This window comes from Altericroceibacterium spongiae (assembly GCF_003610805.1).
Taxonomy (GTDB): domain Bacteria; phylum Pseudomonadota; class Alphaproteobacteria; order Sphingomonadales; family Sphingomonadaceae; genus Altericroceibacterium; species Altericroceibacterium spongiae.
The window spans coordinates 215,067-232,965 of the sequence record NZ_RAPF01000001.1 but is presented as its reverse complement, the minus strand read 5'-3'; the positions used below and the strand labels follow the sequence as shown (position 1 = coordinate 232,965).

Genomic DNA, 17,899 nt, shown 5'->3' with positions numbered 1-17,899 from the left:
GCACCGGACCGCAAGGCGACGTTGCGCATGACCCGTTTCGCCCTCACCGTGGAATTTGACGGCGCCCCCTTTATGGGTCTGCAAAGGCAGGCGCATGGGCCGAGTGTCCAGCAATCGCTGGAAGACGCCGCTTATGCCATTACTGGCGAAGAGGTCATTCTGCATAGCGCCGGACGGACCGATTCGGGCGTTCACGCCCTCGCCATGCGCAGCCATATGGATATAGCGAAAGACATCACCGCATTCCGGCTGATGGAAGCGCTCAATGCAAAACTGCGCCCCGATCCGGTGGCGGTGACCGCCTGCGAGGTAAAGCCCGATGACTGGCATGCCCGCTTTTCCTGCATCGGCCGGGCTTATGAATATCGCATTTGCAACCGCCGCGCGCCGCTTACACTCGACCGGGGCAAAGCCTGGCAGGTGTCACGCCCGCTCGATGCCGGGGCCATGCACGAAGCCGCGCAGGCGCTGGTCGGCAAACATGATTTCACCACTTTCCGCTCGGTCCATTGTCAGGCGGCGAGCCCCGAAAAGACGCTCGACCGGCTCTGTGTCCGGCGCGCCGGTGAATGGGTGATTATCGAAGCCGAAGCGCGCAGTTTTCTGCATCATCAGGTGCGCTCGATGGTCGGCTGCCTCGCGCTTGTCGGCCAGGGCCAGTGGGATGTCGCGCAGGTCGGCAAAGCACTCGCCGCGCGTGACCGTCAGGCACTGGGGCTCAATGCCCCGCCCGACGGGCTCTATTTCGTGAAAGCCATCTATCCGCAAGAAAGCTAAAATGCGTCATTCCCGCCGCCGTGGCGGGAATGACGATATTGTGTTTCAGGCCCGTCCGACCACGCTTTCGGGCAGATCCTGACCGAAGACGCGCTGATAATATTCGGCTACCAGCATCCGTTCCGCCTCATCGCATTTATTGAGGAAGGACAGGCGGAAAGCGAAGCCCAGATCGCCGAGAATTTCAGTGTTCTGCGCCCAGCTAATCACCGTACGCGGGCTCATCACGGTGGAAATATCGCCATTGATGAAGCCCTGCCGCGACAGATCGGCCACACGGATCATATTGGCGACCGTTTCCTTGTCGAGGCTGGTCTTGGCCGAGACGATGTTCAGCTCGGTCTCGGCGGGCAGATAGTTGAGCCCGACGACCATGTTCCAGCGGTCCATCTGGCCCTGATTGATCGCCTGCGTGCCGTGATACAGCCCGCTCGTATCGCCAAGGCCAACCGTGTTGGAGGTCGCAAAGAGGCGGAAATAGGGATTCGGGCGGATCACCCGGTTCTGATCGAGCAGCGTCAGCTTGCCCGCCGTTTCCAGAACGCGCTGAATCACGAACATCACATCGGGGCGGCCCGCATCATATTCATCGAATACCAGCGCCACCGGATGCTGGAGCGCCCAGGGCAGCAGACCTTCGCGAAATTCGGTAACCTGCAAACCGTCGCGCAGTACGATCGCATCGCGCCCGACCAGATCGATACGACTAATATGCGCGTCGAGATTGATCCGCACGCAGGGCCAGTTAAGCCGCGCGGCGACCTGTTCGATATGAGTCGATTTACCCGTACCGTGATAGCCCTGCACCATCACCCGGCGATTATGCGCAAAGCCGGCGAGAATCGCCAGCGTGGTATCCGGGTCGAAGACATAATTGTCGTCCGTATCGGGCACGCGGTCATCGGCTTTGGAAAAAGCCGGGACTTTCATGTCGATATCGATGCCGAAAGTCTGCCGGACATCGACTTCGATGTCGGGAGCGGCAAGGACGGTGGTGTCGGCTTGGTCGGATTTCGTATCGGTCATATCATTCATCGCAGCGCTTGCGTAGACGTGCAGACGAGCGGCTGCAACATGGAAAGCGCGCAAATGATCCGGTCCCGGCCCGGCTCGATTGGTATCTGCCATCCCCGCATTCAGGCAAAAGCCGTCGCGCGGCGCAAGAGCTGATAGGCCTCGACCACCCGCTGAAGCCGGGTTTCATGCTGCCGGTCACCGCCATTGCGATCGGGGTGGTAGCGGCGCACCAGTTCAGAATAGCGTCGGCGGAGGCCCTGCCGGTCGGCATCGGCGCCCAGCCCCATGACATTGAGCGCTTCGCGTTCATGCGGCGTGAAACGGTTATATTCGGCCTGTGCGCCCGCCGCACGGCGCTTGATATCGCGCGCCCGGTTATTGATCGCATCGAGCGGATCATCGTAATCGGCCCAGCGCGGCATATCGCCACCCATGCCCGAATAGACACGGTTCTGCGTCCGCCAGCCCGAAGCCGGGGACTGCGCATCGAGAATTTCCTCCGCGCTCATCCCTTCGAACCAGTCGTAACCGGCGTTGAATTCGCGCACATGCTCAAGGCAGAACCAGCGCCACTGGCCCGGCCCGTCAAAACCGTGCCCGCCGGAGCCGGGCGCACGGAATTCACCGGGCCGGTCGCAGTCCGGATGCTCACATTGCCTGCCCTGAGATTCAAATCGACCGTGGAACTTTGTATTCTTCACGCCCATTAGGATGGGGACAGAACCGTGAATTGAAAACCCCCGAGGATAATATGGCCGGACCGCTTGCAACCGAAATCCACAATTTGCTGACCAACAGCTTCGCGCCCGAAAGGCTGGAAGTCATCAATGACAGTGCCAAACATTCGGGCCATATGGGCGATGATGGCAGCGGGGAATCGCATTTCACCGTGGTGATCGAAAGCGCCGCCTTCGCGGGTAAGAACCGCCTCCAGCGCCAGCGTATGGTCAATCACGCGCTGGGCGATATTCCCGGCGAGAGAGTCCATGCCCTCGCCATCCGCGCTTTCGCCCCCGACGATGCGACGAAGGACGCCTGATCCATGACATATGATCTGTGGTACTGGCCGACCCGGCCTGGCCGCGGCGATTTCGTCCGCTATGCGCTCGAAGCGGGCGGCATAGCCTATCGCGACCGTGCCCGCGAAGCCGATGACGGTTTCGGCGCTATCCCGGCCCATCTCGATGCGATGACGGCGCGCCACGCTTTCGCCGTCCCGCTGCTCGAAACCGGTCGTGAAAGCATTGCCCAGACACCCAATATCCTGCTCTTTCTGGTGCAGGAGCACGGGCTCGGCCCGAAAGATGCAGCCGGCATCCGCTACGGCAACCAGCTTCAATGCGACATCGCCGATATGGTGGAAGAGGTCCATGCGGTGCATCACCCGATCACCACCAGCCTTTATTACGAAGAACAGAAAGACGAGGCGATCCGCGCCGCCCGGTCTTTCCGCGAAGACCGGATTCCCAAATATTGCGACCATTTCGAGCGGGTCGCGACGGCGCATGGGGGAGACTGGATGCTCGAAGGCGAAAGCTGGAGCACGCTCGACACATCGATCGCCTATTTGCTCGACGGGCTGCATTTCATGTTTCCCAAACGGATGCAGGCGCTCGCAAACGACTATCCCGCGCTACATGCTGTGAGGGAGCGCGTTTTTGCGCTGGAAAATGTCGCCGCCTATCGTCAGTCTGCGCGTTGCAAACCTTTCGGCACGGACGGAATTTTCCGCAATTACCCGGAGCTTGACGCGGCATGACCATCATCCAGACGCTTACCCCCACCTCGCACGATCTGGGCGGCTTCACCGTCCGCCGGGCTCTCCCGGCACGAGAGCGAACCATGATCGGGCCGTTCATCTTCGTCGATGAATTCGGCCCGGCGGAGCTGGCTCTGGGGGAAGCGATGGATGTCCGCCCGCACCCGCATATCAATCTCGCCACGGTCACATGGCTGTTCGAAGGCGCCATCGACCATCGCGACAGTCTCGGCTCCTTCGCCACGATCCGCCCCGGCCAGGTCAATCTGATGACTGCGGGCAGCGGTATCGTCCATTCCGAACGCACCCCGCCCGATGAGCGGCTGGGCCGCCCCAAACTTTACGGAATGCAGACCTGGCTCGCCTTGCCGGACGGGCAGGAAGAAATGGATGCCGCTTTCGAAAGTCTCGCCGATCTGCCGGTTCTGGAAGACAATAACGTCTCCGCACGGGTCATCATGGGCTCGCTCTGGGGCAAATCGGCACCCACCACTACCTATTGCGACACGATCTATGCCGAGATCGTGCTGGGCTGTAACGGCTATATTCCAATCGACGCCCGCAGCGAGGAACGCGCGGTGATGCTGGTCGGTGGCGAGGCGGAGCTTGACGGGCAGACAATGGAGCCGTTCAGCCTGCTGGTGCTGAAACCGGGCGAACCGATGTCGCTGCGCAGTCGTCACGGTGGCCGGGTCGTCCTGCTGGGCGGAGAGGCCTTTTCCAGCAAACGCCATGTCTTCTGGAATTTCGTCAGTTCCTCACGCGAGCGGATTCAGCAGGCAAAGGAAGACTGGCGCGAAGGCCGCTTCCCCAAAGTGCCCGGCGATGAGGAAGAATGGATTCCCCTGCCCGAAAAACCCAAAACCGTCAGCTATCCCTGACTGTTTTTCCGGTGTAATACAGGATAAATTTTCCCGGCATATTCGGGGATTATCCGGCATATAACAATGCAAAGCGCCGGGCCCGATTTGACTAGTCGCTCCATGATTGCGACAATCAGTCCGAATGCGGTGCTCCCGAAGCACTGTCGAAGCGACGCATTGCGCGTCAAAACCCCCTATTCGAAGGAATTTTATGCAGATTGCAAAAAGCGGTGATACGGTCATTATCGATTTCGTTGTCCGCACCAATGACGGCAGCGTTGTCGGCGGCACCGAACAGGAAGGCCCGCAGACACTGAAAATCGGTGGTGGTGAAGTTCTTCCGCAGATCGAAACCGCGCTGGAAGGTATGGAAGTCGGTTCGGAAAAGACCGTTATCGTCGAATCCGACAATGCTTTCGGCCCGCGCCGCGAAGAAATGATTATCGAAATTCCGCGCGCCAATCTCCCGCAGGAACCCGAACCGGAAGCCGGCATGTCGCTCGCTGCCCAGCAGCAGGACGGTTCCACGCTCAACCTCGTGATCGTCGAAGTGGGTGAAGAAGCTGTCAAAGCAGACGGCAATCATCCGCTGGCCGGTGAAGACCTGACTTTCGGGCTCACACTCGTCGAAATCAAAGACGCAGCCTAAACGTTCAGGCGGCGGCCTTTCGATCTTCAGAAGCGAAGGGCCGCCCGCCTGCTATTTTTTCGACCCATTTTGGATGGGTTTCCCTTTCCCGGTAAAACACTCTGCAAAATCATTTGCACGGCATTTCCGGCCCCGTCCCTGAAGGCGGCTATTTGCATAAAATTGAGCTCTAAGCGCTTGTTTAGCAATTGCTTAAGCCCTGTCATTCACATTATGTTGCAAGGCATGATGTGAGCTCGATGAATGGTCGCCGATAGAAACAAGACACAGTTGAAATATATGGTCCGGGCGGAAGCGCTGGTCATATTCGGTGCTTTTACTACCTTGCTGCTCTTTTTCATCTCCGTCGATGCCTTCGAACATGTCGTCCATTTTTCCAAATCTCATGAGAGCTGGGAACTGGATGAAATTCTGACGGCGCTGATGGTTCTTCCCTTTGCAATGGCAATCTTTTCGATCCGCCGTCTGCGCGAAGCGCGGCAGGAACTCCATCGTCGTATCGCCGCAGAAGAGCAGGCACAGGCCATGGCAATGCACGATGCTCTGACCGGATTGCCGAACCGGCGCCAGATCGGCCGGGCTGTCAGGAAAGCGCTCGCTCAGGCTGACCGGGTGCCGTTCGCTTTGATGCTCGTCGATCTTAACCGCTTCAAGGCGATCAACGATGTGCGTGGCCATCAGGCCGGAGACCAGTTGCTGATCGATACTGCGAACAGACTGACAAAATGCGCCGGCGAAAACGCTCTGGTCAGCCGGCTGGCCGGTGACGAGTTCGTCATCCTGATCGACAATGCTCCGGCAGACGATGCGCTAGTTGCCCGGATAGAGCATATCAGCAGTTGTTTCGATGCGCCTTTCGAGCTGGAAAGCGGCTCCATATCGATGGATTCGAGCATCGGCGTAACCTATATAGACAGGTCCGATATCAGCGCCGACGCCGCCATGTCACAGGCCGATGCCGCCATGTATAAATGCAAGCTGGAGAAGAATAAACGTTTCCGTTTTTTCGAACCTGGCATGGAAATGGCCGCCATTCGCCGCGGTGAAATCGAAGAGGCATTGCGCAAAGCCATTCCGGCAGGGCGTATCCAGCCGCGTTATCAACCACTGATCCGCCTCCGGAACGGTCAGCTTGTCGGATATGAAATGCTGAGCCGCTGGCGGCTCAATGATGGCAGCCTGCGCCTGCCCGGTGAGTTTATCGCCATTGCCGAAGAAACCGGCCTGATCGGGAAAGTGTTTTATTGCCTTTTGAAACAGGCCGTCCGCGATATGCGCGGCTGGCCTTCGCATCTTTTTCTCGCCGTCAATCTGTCACCCGTTCAGTTCAACGATGACGATCTGGTGGAAGACATCCTGCAGATTGTCACCGATGCCGGAATCGCACCCGAACGACTGGAAATTGAAGTGACAGAAAATGCACTGGTGGCCGACATCGCCAGTGCGCGGGATATTATTACCAGACTGAAGCATGCCGGAATCCGGATCGCGCTCGACGATTTCGGCACGGGTTATTCCTCGCTGCGCCATCTGAACGAACTGCCCGTCGAAAAACTCAAAATCGACCGCTCTTTCGTCCACGATATCGAATGCAACGAATCGTCGCAGACGATTGTCGAAACCATCACTCTGATGGCGCATAATCTCGGCCTGCAAGTAACCGTGGAAGGCATCGAAACAGAAGAACATGCCCGGCGCGTCATCGCTTATGGCTGCGATATCGGTCAGGGTTTTCTGTATGGCGAACCGCTTCCCGATGCCGCACTTGCCGAACAAGCTCACAAACTGACACAGAACGCGCAAGCAAGGCTCTGACCACAGGTGCAAAGCGCATTCGACACGGGCCGATCTTGCCGCTAGAGCAGCGTTCCCCATATGGTCTGCGTGGAGCCTGACGGGCACCATGCGGCCTGTCCGCCTGTCCGCACATAGCTTCGATCCGAACAAAGCCTCCCCAAAAACCATGCCCGACCTTTCCCGAATTCTGCAAGCCTCCCAGCCGCTTACTCTGGCCTCCGTCGCCCGTGGAGCGCAGCCGCTGGTGCTGGCCGATCTCGCCCGCGCGGCCAAAGGGCGTGCCGTTTTCATCGCGCCGGACGAACAGGCGATGAGTGCGATTGCCGATGCCGCGCGCTATTTCGCACCAGAACTCGATGTGATCGAATTCCCGGCATGGGACTGCCTGCCCTATGACCGGGCAAGCCCGGCTCTTTCGGTCTCTGCCCGCCGCCTCTCCGCCCTGCACCGCTTGCAGGCGGGTAAAACGGGCGCACAACTGGTGGTCACGACGGTCAATGCCGTCACTCAGCGTGTGCTAACCCCCTTCCGTATCCGTGAAAGCGTGCGCGAACTCAAAGCGGGTGTCACGATCGGCCATGAAAGCCTCATCGCCCTGCTTCGCCGACAAGGCTATGCCCGGGTCGACACGGTGGTCGATGCCGGGGATTTCGCAGTGCGCGGATCGATCTTCGACATCTATCCTTCGGGCCTCGAGCAGGGATTGCGGCTCGATTTTTTCGGCGATGAACTGGAAAGCCTGCGCCTGTTCGCCCCCAGCACTCAACGCAGCACGGCGACGATTGACAGCCATTTACTGCTTCCGGCCAGCGAAGCGTTGCTCGATGATGAGACGATCAAGCGTTTCCGCAGCCGCTATCGCGAACAGTTCGGCGCCAATGCCACAGGCGATCCGCTCTATCAGGCCGTCAGCGAAGGGCGCCGCCTTGCCGGCATGGAACACTGGCTGCCCATGTTCGAAGAAAAGCTGGCCGCCGTGTTCGACCACTTCTCCGCCGACGATGTGATCGTGATCGACAATGGCGCGATGCAGGCGGGGGAGGAACGCTTCACCGATATTGCCGATTATCGCCAGCAACGCGCCGATACGGCCGGGCAGGCCGCCGGGTCCTACCGCCCGCTGGCCAGCGATGCACTCTATCTCGCACCGGAGGAATTCGGCGCGAAGCTGGCGCAATGGCCGGTCCATCGGACAGGCATATTTGCCGAACCCGAAAGCGAACGGGTGGTCGATTTCGGGTTCAAATCGGCCCGTGATTTTACGCCCGAACGCTCACAGGGCGCCAATGTCTATGAAGCCGCGGCGAAATATCTGAAAGGTATCGGCGTGCAGGGCCGCCGCCCGCTTTTTGCCGCCTATTCCAAAGGCTCGCGCAGCCGGATCGCCTCGATCATCGAAGAAGCGGGCACACCGCTCACTCTGGCCGAAAACTGGCAGGAGGCGCTGGGTGCCTCGGCCAAGGGCAAAGCCGCAGCGATGATCCTCCCGCTCGACACCGGCTTTGCTAATGACGAGCTGGAAGTCATAACCGAGCAGGATCTGCTAGGCGACCGGCTCGTTCGCCGCCGCAAAAAGAAAAAGGATTCGGACGCTTTCCTCGCCGAATTGCAGGCGCTCAATCGCGGTGATCTGGTGGTCCATATGGATCACGGGATCGGCAAATATTGCGGGCTCGAACCGATTTCCGTCGGCAAGAGCCAGCACGATTGCGTGATGCTCGAATATGCGGGCGGCGACAAACTCTATATTCCGGTCGAGAATATCGACGTTCTCTCCCGCTACGGATCGAGCGAGGAAGGTGTCGGTCTGGACCGGCTGGGCGGGGAAGCCTGGCAGCGGCGCCGGGCGAAACTGAAAGAGCGCATTCAGGCGATTGCAGGCGAATTGCTCAAAACCGCAGCACAGCGCGCGCTCAAACAGGCACCGGTCATTCAGCCGGAAGAAAGTTCCTATAATCAGTTCGTTGACCGCTTTCCCTGGAACGAAACCGAAGATCAGGAAAATGCCATTCACGATGTGATCGGCGATCTGGGCGACGGCAAACCGATGGACCGGCTGGTCTGCGGCGATGTCGGTTTCGGCAAGACCGAAGTGGCGCTGCGTGCCGCCTTCACCGCGGCGATGAGCGGCTATCAGGTGGTGATGATTGCCCCCACCACCCTGCTCGCCCGGCAGCATTACCAGAATTTCTGCGAGCGTTTTTCCGGCTTTCCGCTGAATATCGGGCGCCTTTCCCGTCTCGTACCGGCAAAAGAAGCCAAGGAAACGCGCGACGCACTGGCCGACGGGACGATGGACATCGTGGTCGGCACCCATGCCATTCTGTCAAAGAATGTGAAGTTCAAACGTCTTGGCCTTGTGATCGTTGATGAGGAGCAGCGTTTCGGCGTGACTCATAAGGAGAAGCTGAAGCAGCTTCGCGCCGATGTGCATGTGCTGACGCTCACCGCCACGCCGATCCCGCGTACGCTGCAAATGGCCATGACCGGCCTGCGCAACCTCTCAACCATCCAGACTCCACCGGTCGATCGCCTCGCCGTGCGGACCTATGTGATGGAATGGGACGAAATGGTGATGCGCGAAGCTCTGCTGCGCGAACATCATCGCGGCGGGCAAAGCTTCATCATCGTGCCGCGCATTTCGGATATGCCCGAGCTGGAAGAATGGCTCGGCAATACCGTGCCCGAAGTGAAATTCGTCACCGCGCACGGACAGATGACGCCCACCGAAGTGGAAGAGCGGATGAGCGCCTTCTACGAGAAGAAATATGACGTGCTGCTCTCCACCACCATCGTGGAAAGCGGGCTCGATATTCCCTCGGCCAATACAATCATCATTCATCGCGCAGACCGTTTCGGCCTCGCCCAGCTCTATCAGTTGCGCGGCCGGGTTGGCCGGTCCAAGCTGCGCGCCTATGCCTATCTCACCACACCGAAGGATCAGGCTCTGTCGGAAGTGGCCGAAAAGCGTCTGAAAGTGCTGGGTGACCTCGACAGTCTGGGTGCCGGTTTCCAGCTCGCCAGCCACGATCTCGACATTCGCGGCGCGGGCAATCTGGTGGGCGACGAGCAATCGGGCCATATCAAGGAAGTCGGTTTCGAACTCTACCAGTCGATGCTGGAAGATGCGATCATGGCGGTGAAGGCCGGCGATCAGGGGCTGGAGAAGGACACATCCGGGCTCTCGCCGCAAATCACGGTGGATGCGCCGATTATGATCCCCGAAGATTACGTGCCCGATCTCGCCGTGCGCATGGCGCTCTATCGCCGCCTCAACGATGCCGACAGCAAGGCCGAGATCGAAAGCATGGCCGCCGAAATGATCGACCGTTTCGGCCCTCTGCCCGATGCCACGTCCAATCTCGTCAAACTTATCGAGATCAAGCATCAGGCTATCGCCGCCAATATCGCCAAGGTCGATGTCGGTGCGCGTGGGACGCTGGTCAGCTTCCATAATGACGATTTCCCCGATCCCATCGGGCTGATCGCTTATGTCGACCGCCTGAAAGGCACAGCCAAATTGCGCCCCGACATGAAGCTGGTCATCAATCGTGCCTGGGGTGATCCGCAAGCCCGGCTCAACGGGCTTTTCCAGCTTACCAAGGGGCTGAGCAATGTGGCGCGTAAAGCAAAGAAGCGGCAGGCCGTCGCCTCCGGGAGCTAATTCCGGAGGTCTTCCCCCGAAACTACGCCGCCCTGAGACACAAGCTCAGAGTTTCTCGGCAAACTTCTGGAATCTGTCGCCTGTCATCGGTTTGGCACGGAAAAATCCCTGATAGCTGTCACACCCTTCCTCGGTGATGACACGAAGCTGTTCTTCATTCTCGATACCCTCAGCAATGACCGAAAGGCCGAGCGCTTTTGCCATGGCCATGATGCCGCGAAAAACGGCAAGGTCGCGTGCATCGCTGGCAATGCCTTCCACCATGGACCGGTCGAGCTTGAGATAACGCAATGGCAGCTGCTTGAGATAGCGGAAGTTGCAGAAACCCGCCCCGAAATCGTCCAGCGCAATACGCATGCCCTTCTTTTCCAGCAGGGCGAGCTGCATGGCGGAGCGGTCCAGCTCGGTGACAAGCGTATGCTCGGTAATTTCCAGCGTCAGCCGCTCGATGGGGAATTTCGCTGCCGCAACCGCCGCCATCATATCTTCGGCAAAATTGCCCGATTCCAGATCGGCGGGCGTGACATTGAGCGACAGGCGGAGGAAGTCGGGCCAGTTTACCGCACCTTCAATGGCCTTTCGCGCAATATGGTGCGAAAGGTGGCCGACATGATCGGCTCTTTCGGCAATAGCGAAAAGAGCGGTCGCACCGATGCGACCCAGTTCGGGATGCTGCCAGCGGGCCAGCGCCTCGGCGCCGATCAGATGGCCATCCACCGTGGCGAATTGCGGCTGGTAAAAGATCTCGATCTCGTTGCGGTCGAGCGCTGTGAGCAGATCGGCTTCGAGCAGTTGTGTAGGCCGGCCGGTCAGCATCACCGTTCTGTCTGCCCAGACCAGACGCCCCCCTCCTGCCTGGTTTTGCAATTGCTTCTGAGCCTGCTCAAGCTCGCCATACATATCGTCAGCCGAATCGATCACGCCGCCATACAAAACCACGCGGGGAGACAGTCGCACAGCCCCTGTTTCGGGATGGCGGATCGGTGCGGCAATCTGTTCGAGCAATTCTTCCGACAGCCATTGCCAGCGCTCCCGGCTGCACGGCTTGCTGGTTGCCAGCAGAAAACTTCCGCCATTGGCCCGGGCAATCAACAGGGGACTTTCCATGTTGTGCTCGGCAAAATGCTGGATTCGCGCGGCCACTTCTATCAGGGCACCGTCGCCGGTTTCCTCCCCATAAGCCAGATTGACCGTTTCGAACCGGTTGAGGGCAATCAGCATAGCGTGGATAAAGGGGCGCTCCCCCGCGTCACCGCGCCAGCCTTCAATATCCTGTAAGGCCGGACCACGCGCAAGAAGGCCGGTCAGCACATCCCGTCGCTTTTCATCAATGTGCATCACCGTGCTCAGCATCTTCGAGCCACTTGCTCATCTCGAAACAAAAATCTGCAACAATCACCGCTGCGTTGCAAATCGGGACGGCGCTCCATAGGAACGGAACCCATGAAAGGAGGGGATATGACCTCTGGCGAGACGAATCACTATCGCAAGCTGGCCCTGCGCGCATCCCCCTCGGAACGGGCACAGCAGGCGGCAGAAGAACTGACGGACAGGGCTGACTGGGTCTCGATGGAAGAAGCCGATGCCGTTGTGGTGCTGGGTGGAGACGGCTTCATGCTCCATATCCTGCACCAGATGCTCCATGAAAATCGTGTCATTCCGGCCTATGGACTCAATCTCGGCACGGTCGGTTTTCTGATGAATCGCTACCATTCGAGCCGTTCACCGGTGCAGAAAATTTCCCGCGCCCGTTCGATTGCTGTTGCGCCGCTACTGATGACCGCAGTTACGCAAAGTGGCGAAGAGCACCAGTTTTTTGCCATTAACGAAGTATCGCTGCTGCGCGAAACACGCCAGACAGCCAAAATCGAAGTGCTGGTCAATGGCAAGCCGCGCATTGCCGAACTGGCCTGTGACGGTGTGCTGCTGGCCACTCCGGCGGGCTCCACAGCCTATAATCTGTCCGCCAATGGGCCGATTCTGCCGCTGGATTCGAAAATGCTCGCCCTCACCCCAATCAGCCCCTTTCGCCCGCGCCGCTGGCGGGGTGCGATTCTGCCCGATCGCAGCAAAGTCAGCTTCCGGATTCGCGAACCTGAAAAGCGCCCCGTGGCAGCGGTGGCCGATCAACGCGAGATACGCGATATTGCCGAGGTGCATCTGGAAATCTGCCGTGACCGCGCCTTGACCCTGCTTTTCGACCCAGGTCACAGCCTGGATGAACGCATCGTCACCGAACAATTTATCGTCTGAGAAAATTTCTCGATAAAACCCCCTTGTCAAAGCATTCGCCCCCCCATATACGCCGCTCCACCCGCAGGGGCTGCTCCCCGATAGCTCAGCGGTAGAGTAGGTGACTGTTAATCACTTGGTCGTTGGTTCGAATCCAACTCGGGGAGCCACATTTTCGTAGAAAATGTAGGATTCCAGCCCTTCACAGCCCCGCAGATGTCTAACTCTTTTTCAAAGTTAGACATTTTGTGTCTTCTCCCACTCCGAAAGTCGGTTGATCGCGCTCTCAGCAAGCGCCTTCTGATTTGCCGTCCGGATGTACTCCGCCAGCGTTTCGTCACGCGTCTGACCGCTGACAGACTTCATGGATGAATTCGCCATTTCCAGCTCAGCCATGATCGAGGTCCGCTTCAGAGCATGTCTGGCTCCGTGCAGATGCAGAAAAACGGTTAGTGCTGCCCTCTACAACAGGACACCGGGCGATGTCCGGAATGATGACGCATTGAAGGGAAATGCCTGCGGACGCTGTCATCCAGGCTGGTCGTCCATGCGCATGACAATGGTGAGCCACCCCTGGTGAAATCCGGGCAGCATTGCCGCGCAACCGGGTGGATGCGCGGCTTGCTTTGAGAGAATCAATCGGTTGCCGTCTTGTCTGCTTCCCAGCCAAAGGCATCCATCATGATTTCGAACAGATGGGTGTTCGGAAAATAGCCGCGCACCTTCTCCGCACCAGCGCCGATGGCAAGGGCCGGAACTTCCTCAGCCGTGTGACTGGTATTGACCAGCACGTTATCGAGGCGGACGATATCGCTATCGTCACCGGCAGCCTTCCATGCGTCATAACCTGCCATCAGAGGTTCACCGCGCGTACCGCCATCGACCTGAAAACCGAAGGAATGATCGGCTGTGAAAAGCAGCAGCGTATTATCCAGATCCACGCGCTGCGCGACCTCAGCCATCAGATGATCGAAATCGACCACATTCTGCAGGCCTTTCTTCGGATCGCTGGTATGGGCATCCCATTCGACAACCAGCAGATAGCCACTTTCCGAGGTTTCGAGAATATCGAGCGCGCGCAGCGTGGCAGCGTGGACATCCATCTTGTCAGATACGACGATCGGTCGTTCATTGTCGGCTGGCGCGTCAGCCAGCCGCGCATAGACCGGACGGTCATTGGCTTTGGCAAGAGCATCGAAGCCGGTTCCCATTTCAGCAAGCTTCGCTCCGATCTTGCTGCGGCCCGCGCCATACATGACATCGACCCCATCGCCGAAGCGCGGCGCAAAGACCTGAGTAAAGATTTCGCCCTGCTTGCCGCGATCATTGGAGTGAGCATAGGTCGCCGCCGGAGTCGCATCGGCGATCGACTGAGTGGTGATGACACCGGTGCGCAGCCCACGCTCCTCGGCATATTCCAGCAGCGTCTTGGTCGGCGTACCGTCGATCTTGCCGCGAACGCCGTCAGGACCCTGGCTGATGACGCCATTATGGGTCTTTACGCCGGTCATGATCGAAGACATGCCATTAGCGGAATCGGACACGAAATCATCGACCGGAGAGGTTTCGCTCAGGCCGAGATGAGGCCATTGCTGGACGTGAAGCTTGAGCGGTTCGCCATAGCCCATCAGGCTTGCGCCATTGAGGACAGAAACCCCGCCTGCATCCGCGAGGAAGACAATCACATTCTTCGCCTTGCCACTGGCGGCAGGTTCGGCGGTTTCGGTATTCGCTGCAAGCGGCTCAGCCGGCTGGGCAACAGCAGAGGTAGATACCAACAACAGTGATGCCGCCATAGCAGCCGAAAGAGCGGTTGTTCGCAGAAGATGCATATTCGGTTCCTTTCGGGAAACTGGGTGCCCCATGGCGGACGGCATGTGGCCAGCCCCTTTTTTGGAAGGAAGCCGGCCAGCCGGACGCCGCCAGGACAGCGCAGAAGTTCGTCAGAAGTTGAAGCGGATGCCGCCCATATAGCGGGTACCGAAAGTCTCGTGTTCCTTCACGTGACGGCCATTGCCCTGATACCGGATGCCCGGCTCGTTGGTCAGATTATTGGCATCGAAATAGAGCTGGAGATTGTCGGACACGCTGTAACGAATCGAGGCATCGAGACGGCTGACAGAGGCCCAGTAATCGTCACCGACCACTTCATTGTCCCCAATGGAGTCGAGATAAGCGTCCTGCCACTGATAGCTGAGACGCAGCGAAAGACCGTAGCGTTCATAATAGCCCGAGACATTGTAGATCAGCGGCGAAGCACCCGGCAGATCCGTATTGCGCCCGTCCGGTGCCTCCGCCGTGCTGTCATTGATGGTCAGATTGCCGCGGAAACCGAAGCCCAGCATCCAGTCGGGAAGGCCCGCATCTTCCAGCAGACTTTCCAGCGGCTGGACATAGGCGAATTCGATGCCCTTGATCGAACCGGAACCGCCATTGTCGATCGTAGCGAAGCTGTATTCCGAACGGTCGACACCATTCGAATTCATCACATCGGAGCCGAAGCTGGTGAGCTGGACATCATAAAGGATGTCATCCAGCCATTTGTAATAGGCACCGACCGAGAAGAAGCCGCGTGAAGGCATATACCATTCGACATAGGCGTCGACACCCTTGGCGGTTTCAGGAGTAGCATCCGGATTGCCGCCCTCGATCATCATCTCGTCATCGTCATAGGTAAAGTTGGGCCGGATCTCGTCATAATCGGGCCGGGCGGCGCCGGTGTTGAAGGACAGCCGGGCCTTCACATCGGACGTAACATCCCAGTTGACATGGAGGCTGGGATAGACCCGGAAGTCATTCGCAGACATCGATACGGGTACCCAGCTATCATCTGCGCGCGCCAGCGCGTTACCTGTATTCTTGATATGTTCGACCCGGGCACCGTAGACGATGTTACCCCAGTCGAAATAGCTGGTGCCCATCAGATAACCGGCGAAGATTTCCTCCGTCACCTTATAATCGTTTTCTTCCGACGCATCCTCTTCCAGATAGGCGACGCCGCGATCACGATAGCTCTGCATGAGATCCGCCGATTTGCTGCCTGAGAAATAATCCCAGTCATAGCCGATAGGCATCTCGCCCTTATAATCGGTGTCCAGCGCAATATCAGCCATGGTGGGCACAGCGATGCCAGCATCGATCAGGTCCTCGGCTTCCACCATATAGGCATATTCATGAGCCTTCTTGGTCCGGCGATCATATTCGCCGCCGAATTTCAGCACGGTGTCAGCCCCGAACAGGGCAATATCATGCTCGATATCGAACTTTGCAGTATAGGCCTTTGTCCGTTCCAGCGAATAATCGTGAGAGACATCCTCGAATTTCAGATAGTTGTCGCCGAGGAAGTCAACCCGGTCGCCCAGAGCGTAACTGCCATCGTCATTCACAACGGTTCGGTGAAGCTCGACATTATAGAAGTCAGGGTTCGACATATCGTAGACGAGACCGAGACGTTCCGTTGGGTCTTTACCTGCGATCCATCCCGACTTGAACGGGTCGTTGCCACGGTCGTCTGCGCGGGTATAGTTAAGGCGCCATTTCACCCGCCAGCTTTCCAGATCGTGGTCACCCCCCAGAGTATTGGTGAAAATCGTCTGCTTGGTGCTGTTATTATTGAGCGAGCTGGCCACCTCTACACCGTAAAGCGTGCCGTTGAATTCGCCATTACCCATACCGGCATCGGCATAACCGGTGCGGGCCCTCGTCGGATCGCTGACATCCACTGCGTCCTGATCGAGGTCGAAGACATAGGCGTTACGCAATTCATCGTCGCGAAACTGGGTCCAGATCGAGCTGAGAAAGACCGAATTATCGGTGTCCGGCTGCCATTCGAGACGGCCCGATACGGATTTATTGTAGCGATTGAGGCGATAGAGCTTGTTGGTATATTCCTTCGCCCACAGACGCTGATCGCCACCCGGTGCATCATCTTCGCCGGCGACTTCCCAATCGGTTTCGTAATTATCGGTCACCATCTCGCGTTTGTAGTAAGACGCCCCGATCAGGATGCCGAACGTATCATTGGCAAACTTGTCCGAAACGAAACCGCTGAAATTATACTGATTGCCATCACCCAGATCGTTGAGGCCATAAGCAAGGTCGCCAGAGATTTTGAAGCCCGGATAGTCGAACGGGGAACGCGTAACGACATCGACGTTGCCCGCCACGGTTTCACCCGGCATATCCGGGGTAACGGCTTTCTTGATGACCACCTTGCTGGCAATCGCCGAAGGGATCGTGTCAAAGCGCGCATTACGCCCGTTGGGGCTGATGACGTTCACCCCGTCAAAGGCCAGAGTGGTCCAGTAAGACGGCGATCCGCGCAATGAAATATAGCGTTCCTGGCCCTGATCCCGGCCTACCGAAACGCCGGGCATACGAGAGATCGCGGCCGCAATATTCTGGTCCGGGAAGCGACCGATGGAATCGGCGGCGATAACGTCAACCAGCGAGGTTGAGGCACGTTTATACTGGATGGCGGCCTCTTCCGATTCTGCGATCGGCCTGGTGCCGGTAACGACGATAGTGCCATCCGCAGTCCTTGCGCCGGACCGCAACTGAATGGCGAGATCCTGCGAACTACCCGCTGTGACGGTCACAGTTGCTCTATAGGTCTCATAACCGAAATAACTGACAACGATCTGTTGCTCACCGAGGGGGACGCGGGCAAGCGTGAAGCGGCCGTCGGAATCCGTTACAGCAACAGTCTCGGTTCCTTGGACGCGGATTTCCGCGCCACGTAGATAGGTACCGTCCGTTGTGGTGACGCGGCCGGTGATCCGACCTTCGTCCTGATCGGCATTGGATGCGGCCATTGCCAAAACGGCGGTTTGCGCAGCAGCAGTCGCAGGAAGCATTGCCGTAATGGCCATGGCAAGACCGGTACTGACCAGAAGTGCCGGACGCAGATTAGGTTGAACAGTTTTCATGCAATAGTCCCCCTTCACCGAAAGCGCATACTTTCGGCGTCCAATACTGTTGAATTGACGAATTTAATCACCCCACACTCAGAACGTGCAGGTAATACAAAACAATAGAACTTATAATTTAGAATATTTCTGAATTATTGACGAATCTGGTGGTTTGTTTTTCCAGCAATCCGCTCCCTTGGTTGGGGCAGTTAGAAAACTTCTTTTGCGGAT

Annotated in this window: 14 protein-coding genes and 1 tRNA gene; 9 read left to right on the top strand and 6 right to left on the bottom strand. The window is 58.1% G+C overall.

Going from position 1 to position 17,899, the window contains the following annotated elements:
* Positions 1-27: 27 nt before the first annotated feature.
* A complete protein-coding gene (gene truA, locus D6851_RS01060) occupies positions 28-777 on the top strand; it encodes a tRNA pseudouridine(38-40) synthase TruA (protein ID WP_120323020.1) in 750 nt (249 codons plus the stop codon).
* Between the two features lie 45 nt (positions 778-822).
* On the opposite strand, the gene cobS is transcribed toward truA, so the two are convergent.
* Entirely contained in the window at positions 823-1,812 is a 990-nt protein-coding gene (gene cobS / locus D6851_RS01055; protein ID WP_420797082.1) for a cobaltochelatase subunit CobS, read from the bottom strand.
* Between the two features lie 101 nt (positions 1,813-1,913).
* Complete coding sequence (locus tag D6851_RS01050; RefSeq protein ID WP_120323468.1) at positions 1,914-2,495, bottom strand: J domain-containing protein; 582 nt, start codon at positions 2,493-2,495, stop codon at positions 1,914-1,916.
* Positions 2,496-2,545: 50 nt separating this feature from the next.
* On the opposite strand from D6851_RS01050, the gene D6851_RS01045 reads away from it, so the two are divergent.
* The 6 genes from D6851_RS01045 (at position 2,546) to mfd (ending at position 10,526) form a co-directional block, all read left to right on the top strand.
* A complete protein-coding gene (locus D6851_RS01045; RefSeq protein WP_120323019.1) occupies positions 2,546-2,833 on the top strand; it encodes a BolA family protein in 288 nt (95 codons plus the stop codon).
* A 3-nt stretch (positions 2,834-2,836) separates the two neighbouring features.
* The gene (locus tag D6851_RS01040) at positions 2,837-3,553 is read left to right on the top strand and encodes a glutathione S-transferase (RefSeq protein WP_120323018.1); all 717 of its coding nucleotides are present in this window, start codon (positions 2,837-2,839) and stop codon (positions 3,551-3,553) included.
* The gene (locus D6851_RS01035) at positions 3,550-4,434 is read left to right on the top strand and encodes a pirin family protein (RefSeq protein ID WP_120323017.1); all 885 of its coding nucleotides are present in this window, start codon (positions 3,550-3,552) and stop codon (positions 4,432-4,434) included. The genes D6851_RS01040 and D6851_RS01035 overlap by 4 nt, the downstream gene beginning before the upstream one ends.
* Before the next feature lie 193 nt (positions 4,435-4,627).
* Entirely contained in the window at positions 4,628-5,065 is a 438-nt protein-coding gene (locus D6851_RS01030; RefSeq protein ID WP_120323016.1) for an FKBP-type peptidyl-prolyl cis-trans isomerase, read from the top strand.
* Between the two features lie 243 nt (positions 5,066-5,308).
* Positions 5,309-6,880 carry a putative bifunctional diguanylate cyclase/phosphodiesterase gene (locus D6851_RS01020; RefSeq protein WP_120323014.1) on the top strand — a complete coding sequence of 524 codons (1,572 nt, stop codon included), beginning with the start codon at positions 5,309-5,311 and terminating at the stop codon, positions 6,878-6,880.
* Positions 6,881-7,028: 148 nt separating this feature from the next.
* The gene (mfd, locus tag D6851_RS01015) at positions 7,029-10,526 is read left to right on the top strand and encodes a transcription-repair coupling factor (RefSeq protein ID WP_120323467.1); all 3,498 of its coding nucleotides are present in this window, start codon (positions 7,029-7,031) and stop codon (positions 10,524-10,526) included.
* Positions 10,527-10,571: 45 nt separating this feature from the next.
* On the opposite strand, the gene D6851_RS01010 is transcribed toward mfd, so the two are convergent.
* Entirely contained in the window at positions 10,572-11,864 is a 1,293-nt protein-coding gene (locus tag D6851_RS01010) for a GGDEF domain-containing phosphodiesterase (RefSeq protein ID WP_183029936.1), read from the bottom strand.
* Between the two features lie 120 nt (positions 11,865-11,984).
* Here D6851_RS01010 and D6851_RS01005 point away from each other — a divergent pair, with 120 nt between their 5' ends.
* Positions 11,985-12,779, top strand: coding sequence for an NAD kinase (locus D6851_RS01005; protein ID WP_120323466.1), 795 nt, complete (start codon positions 11,985-11,987; stop codon positions 12,777-12,779).
* Positions 12,780-12,853: 74 nt separating this feature from the next.
* Positions 12,854-12,928 (top strand) — tRNA-Asn (locus D6851_RS01000).
* Between the two features lie 67 nt (positions 12,929-12,995).
* Here D6851_RS01000 and D6851_RS17640 read toward each other — a convergent pair.
* From D6851_RS17640 to D6851_RS00990, 3 genes are all read right to left on the bottom strand, one after another.
* A complete protein-coding gene (locus D6851_RS17640; protein ID WP_183029935.1) occupies positions 12,996-13,154 on the bottom strand; it encodes a hypothetical protein in 159 nt (52 codons plus the stop codon).
* A 239-nt stretch (positions 13,155-13,393) separates the two neighbouring features.
* Positions 13,394-14,590 (bottom strand): alkaline phosphatase, encoded by a 1,197-nt coding sequence (locus tag D6851_RS00995; RefSeq protein WP_120323012.1) that lies wholly within the window; start codon positions 14,588-14,590, stop codon positions 13,394-13,396.
* A gap of 111 nt (positions 14,591-14,701) precedes the next feature.
* Positions 14,702-17,686: a TonB-dependent receptor gene (locus D6851_RS00990; protein WP_120323011.1), complete on the bottom strand. Its 2,985-nt coding sequence runs from the start codon at positions 17,684-17,686 to the stop codon at positions 14,702-14,704.
* Positions 17,687-17,899: the final 213 nt, after the last annotated feature.

Coding starts and splice junctions, on each gene's coding strand:
- truA (WP_120323020.1), top strand. CDS start 28: ATGACCCGTTTCGCCCTCACCGTGGAATTTGACGGCGCCCCCTTTATG.
- cobS (WP_420797082.1), bottom strand. CDS start 1,812: ATGAATGATATGACCGATACGAAATCCGACCAAGCCGACACCACCGTC.
- D6851_RS01045 (WP_120323019.1), top strand. CDS start 2,546: ATGGCCGGACCGCTTGCAACCGAAATCCACAATTTGCTGACCAACAGC.
- D6851_RS01040 (WP_120323018.1), top strand. CDS start 2,837: ATGACATATGATCTGTGGTACTGGCCGACCCGGCCTGGCCGCGGCGAT.
- D6851_RS01035 (WP_120323017.1), top strand. CDS start 3,550: ATGACCATCATCCAGACGCTTACCCCCACCTCGCACGATCTGGGCGGC.
- D6851_RS01030 (WP_120323016.1), top strand. CDS start 4,628: ATGCAGATTGCAAAAAGCGGTGATACGGTCATTATCGATTTCGTTGTC.
- D6851_RS01020 (WP_120323014.1), top strand. CDS start 5,309: ATGGTCGCCGATAGAAACAAGACACAGTTGAAATATATGGTCCGGGCG.
- mfd (WP_120323467.1), top strand. CDS start 7,029: ATGCCCGACCTTTCCCGAATTCTGCAAGCCTCCCAGCCGCTTACTCTG.
- D6851_RS01010 (WP_183029936.1), bottom strand. CDS start 11,864: ATGCACATTGATGAAAAGCGACGGGATGTGCTGACCGGCCTTCTTGCG.
- D6851_RS01005 (WP_120323466.1), top strand. CDS start 11,985: ATGACCTCTGGCGAGACGAATCACTATCGCAAGCTGGCCCTGCGCGCA.
- D6851_RS17640 (WP_183029935.1), bottom strand. CDS start 13,154: ATGGCTGAGCTGGAAATGGCGAATTCATCCATGAAGTCTGTCAGCGGT.
- D6851_RS00995 (WP_120323012.1), bottom strand. CDS start 14,590: ATGCATCTTCTGCGAACAACCGCTCTTTCGGCTGCTATGGCGGCATCA.
- D6851_RS00990 (WP_120323011.1), bottom strand. CDS start 17,686: ATGAAAACTGTTCAACCTAATCTGCGTCCGGCACTTCTGGTCAGTACC.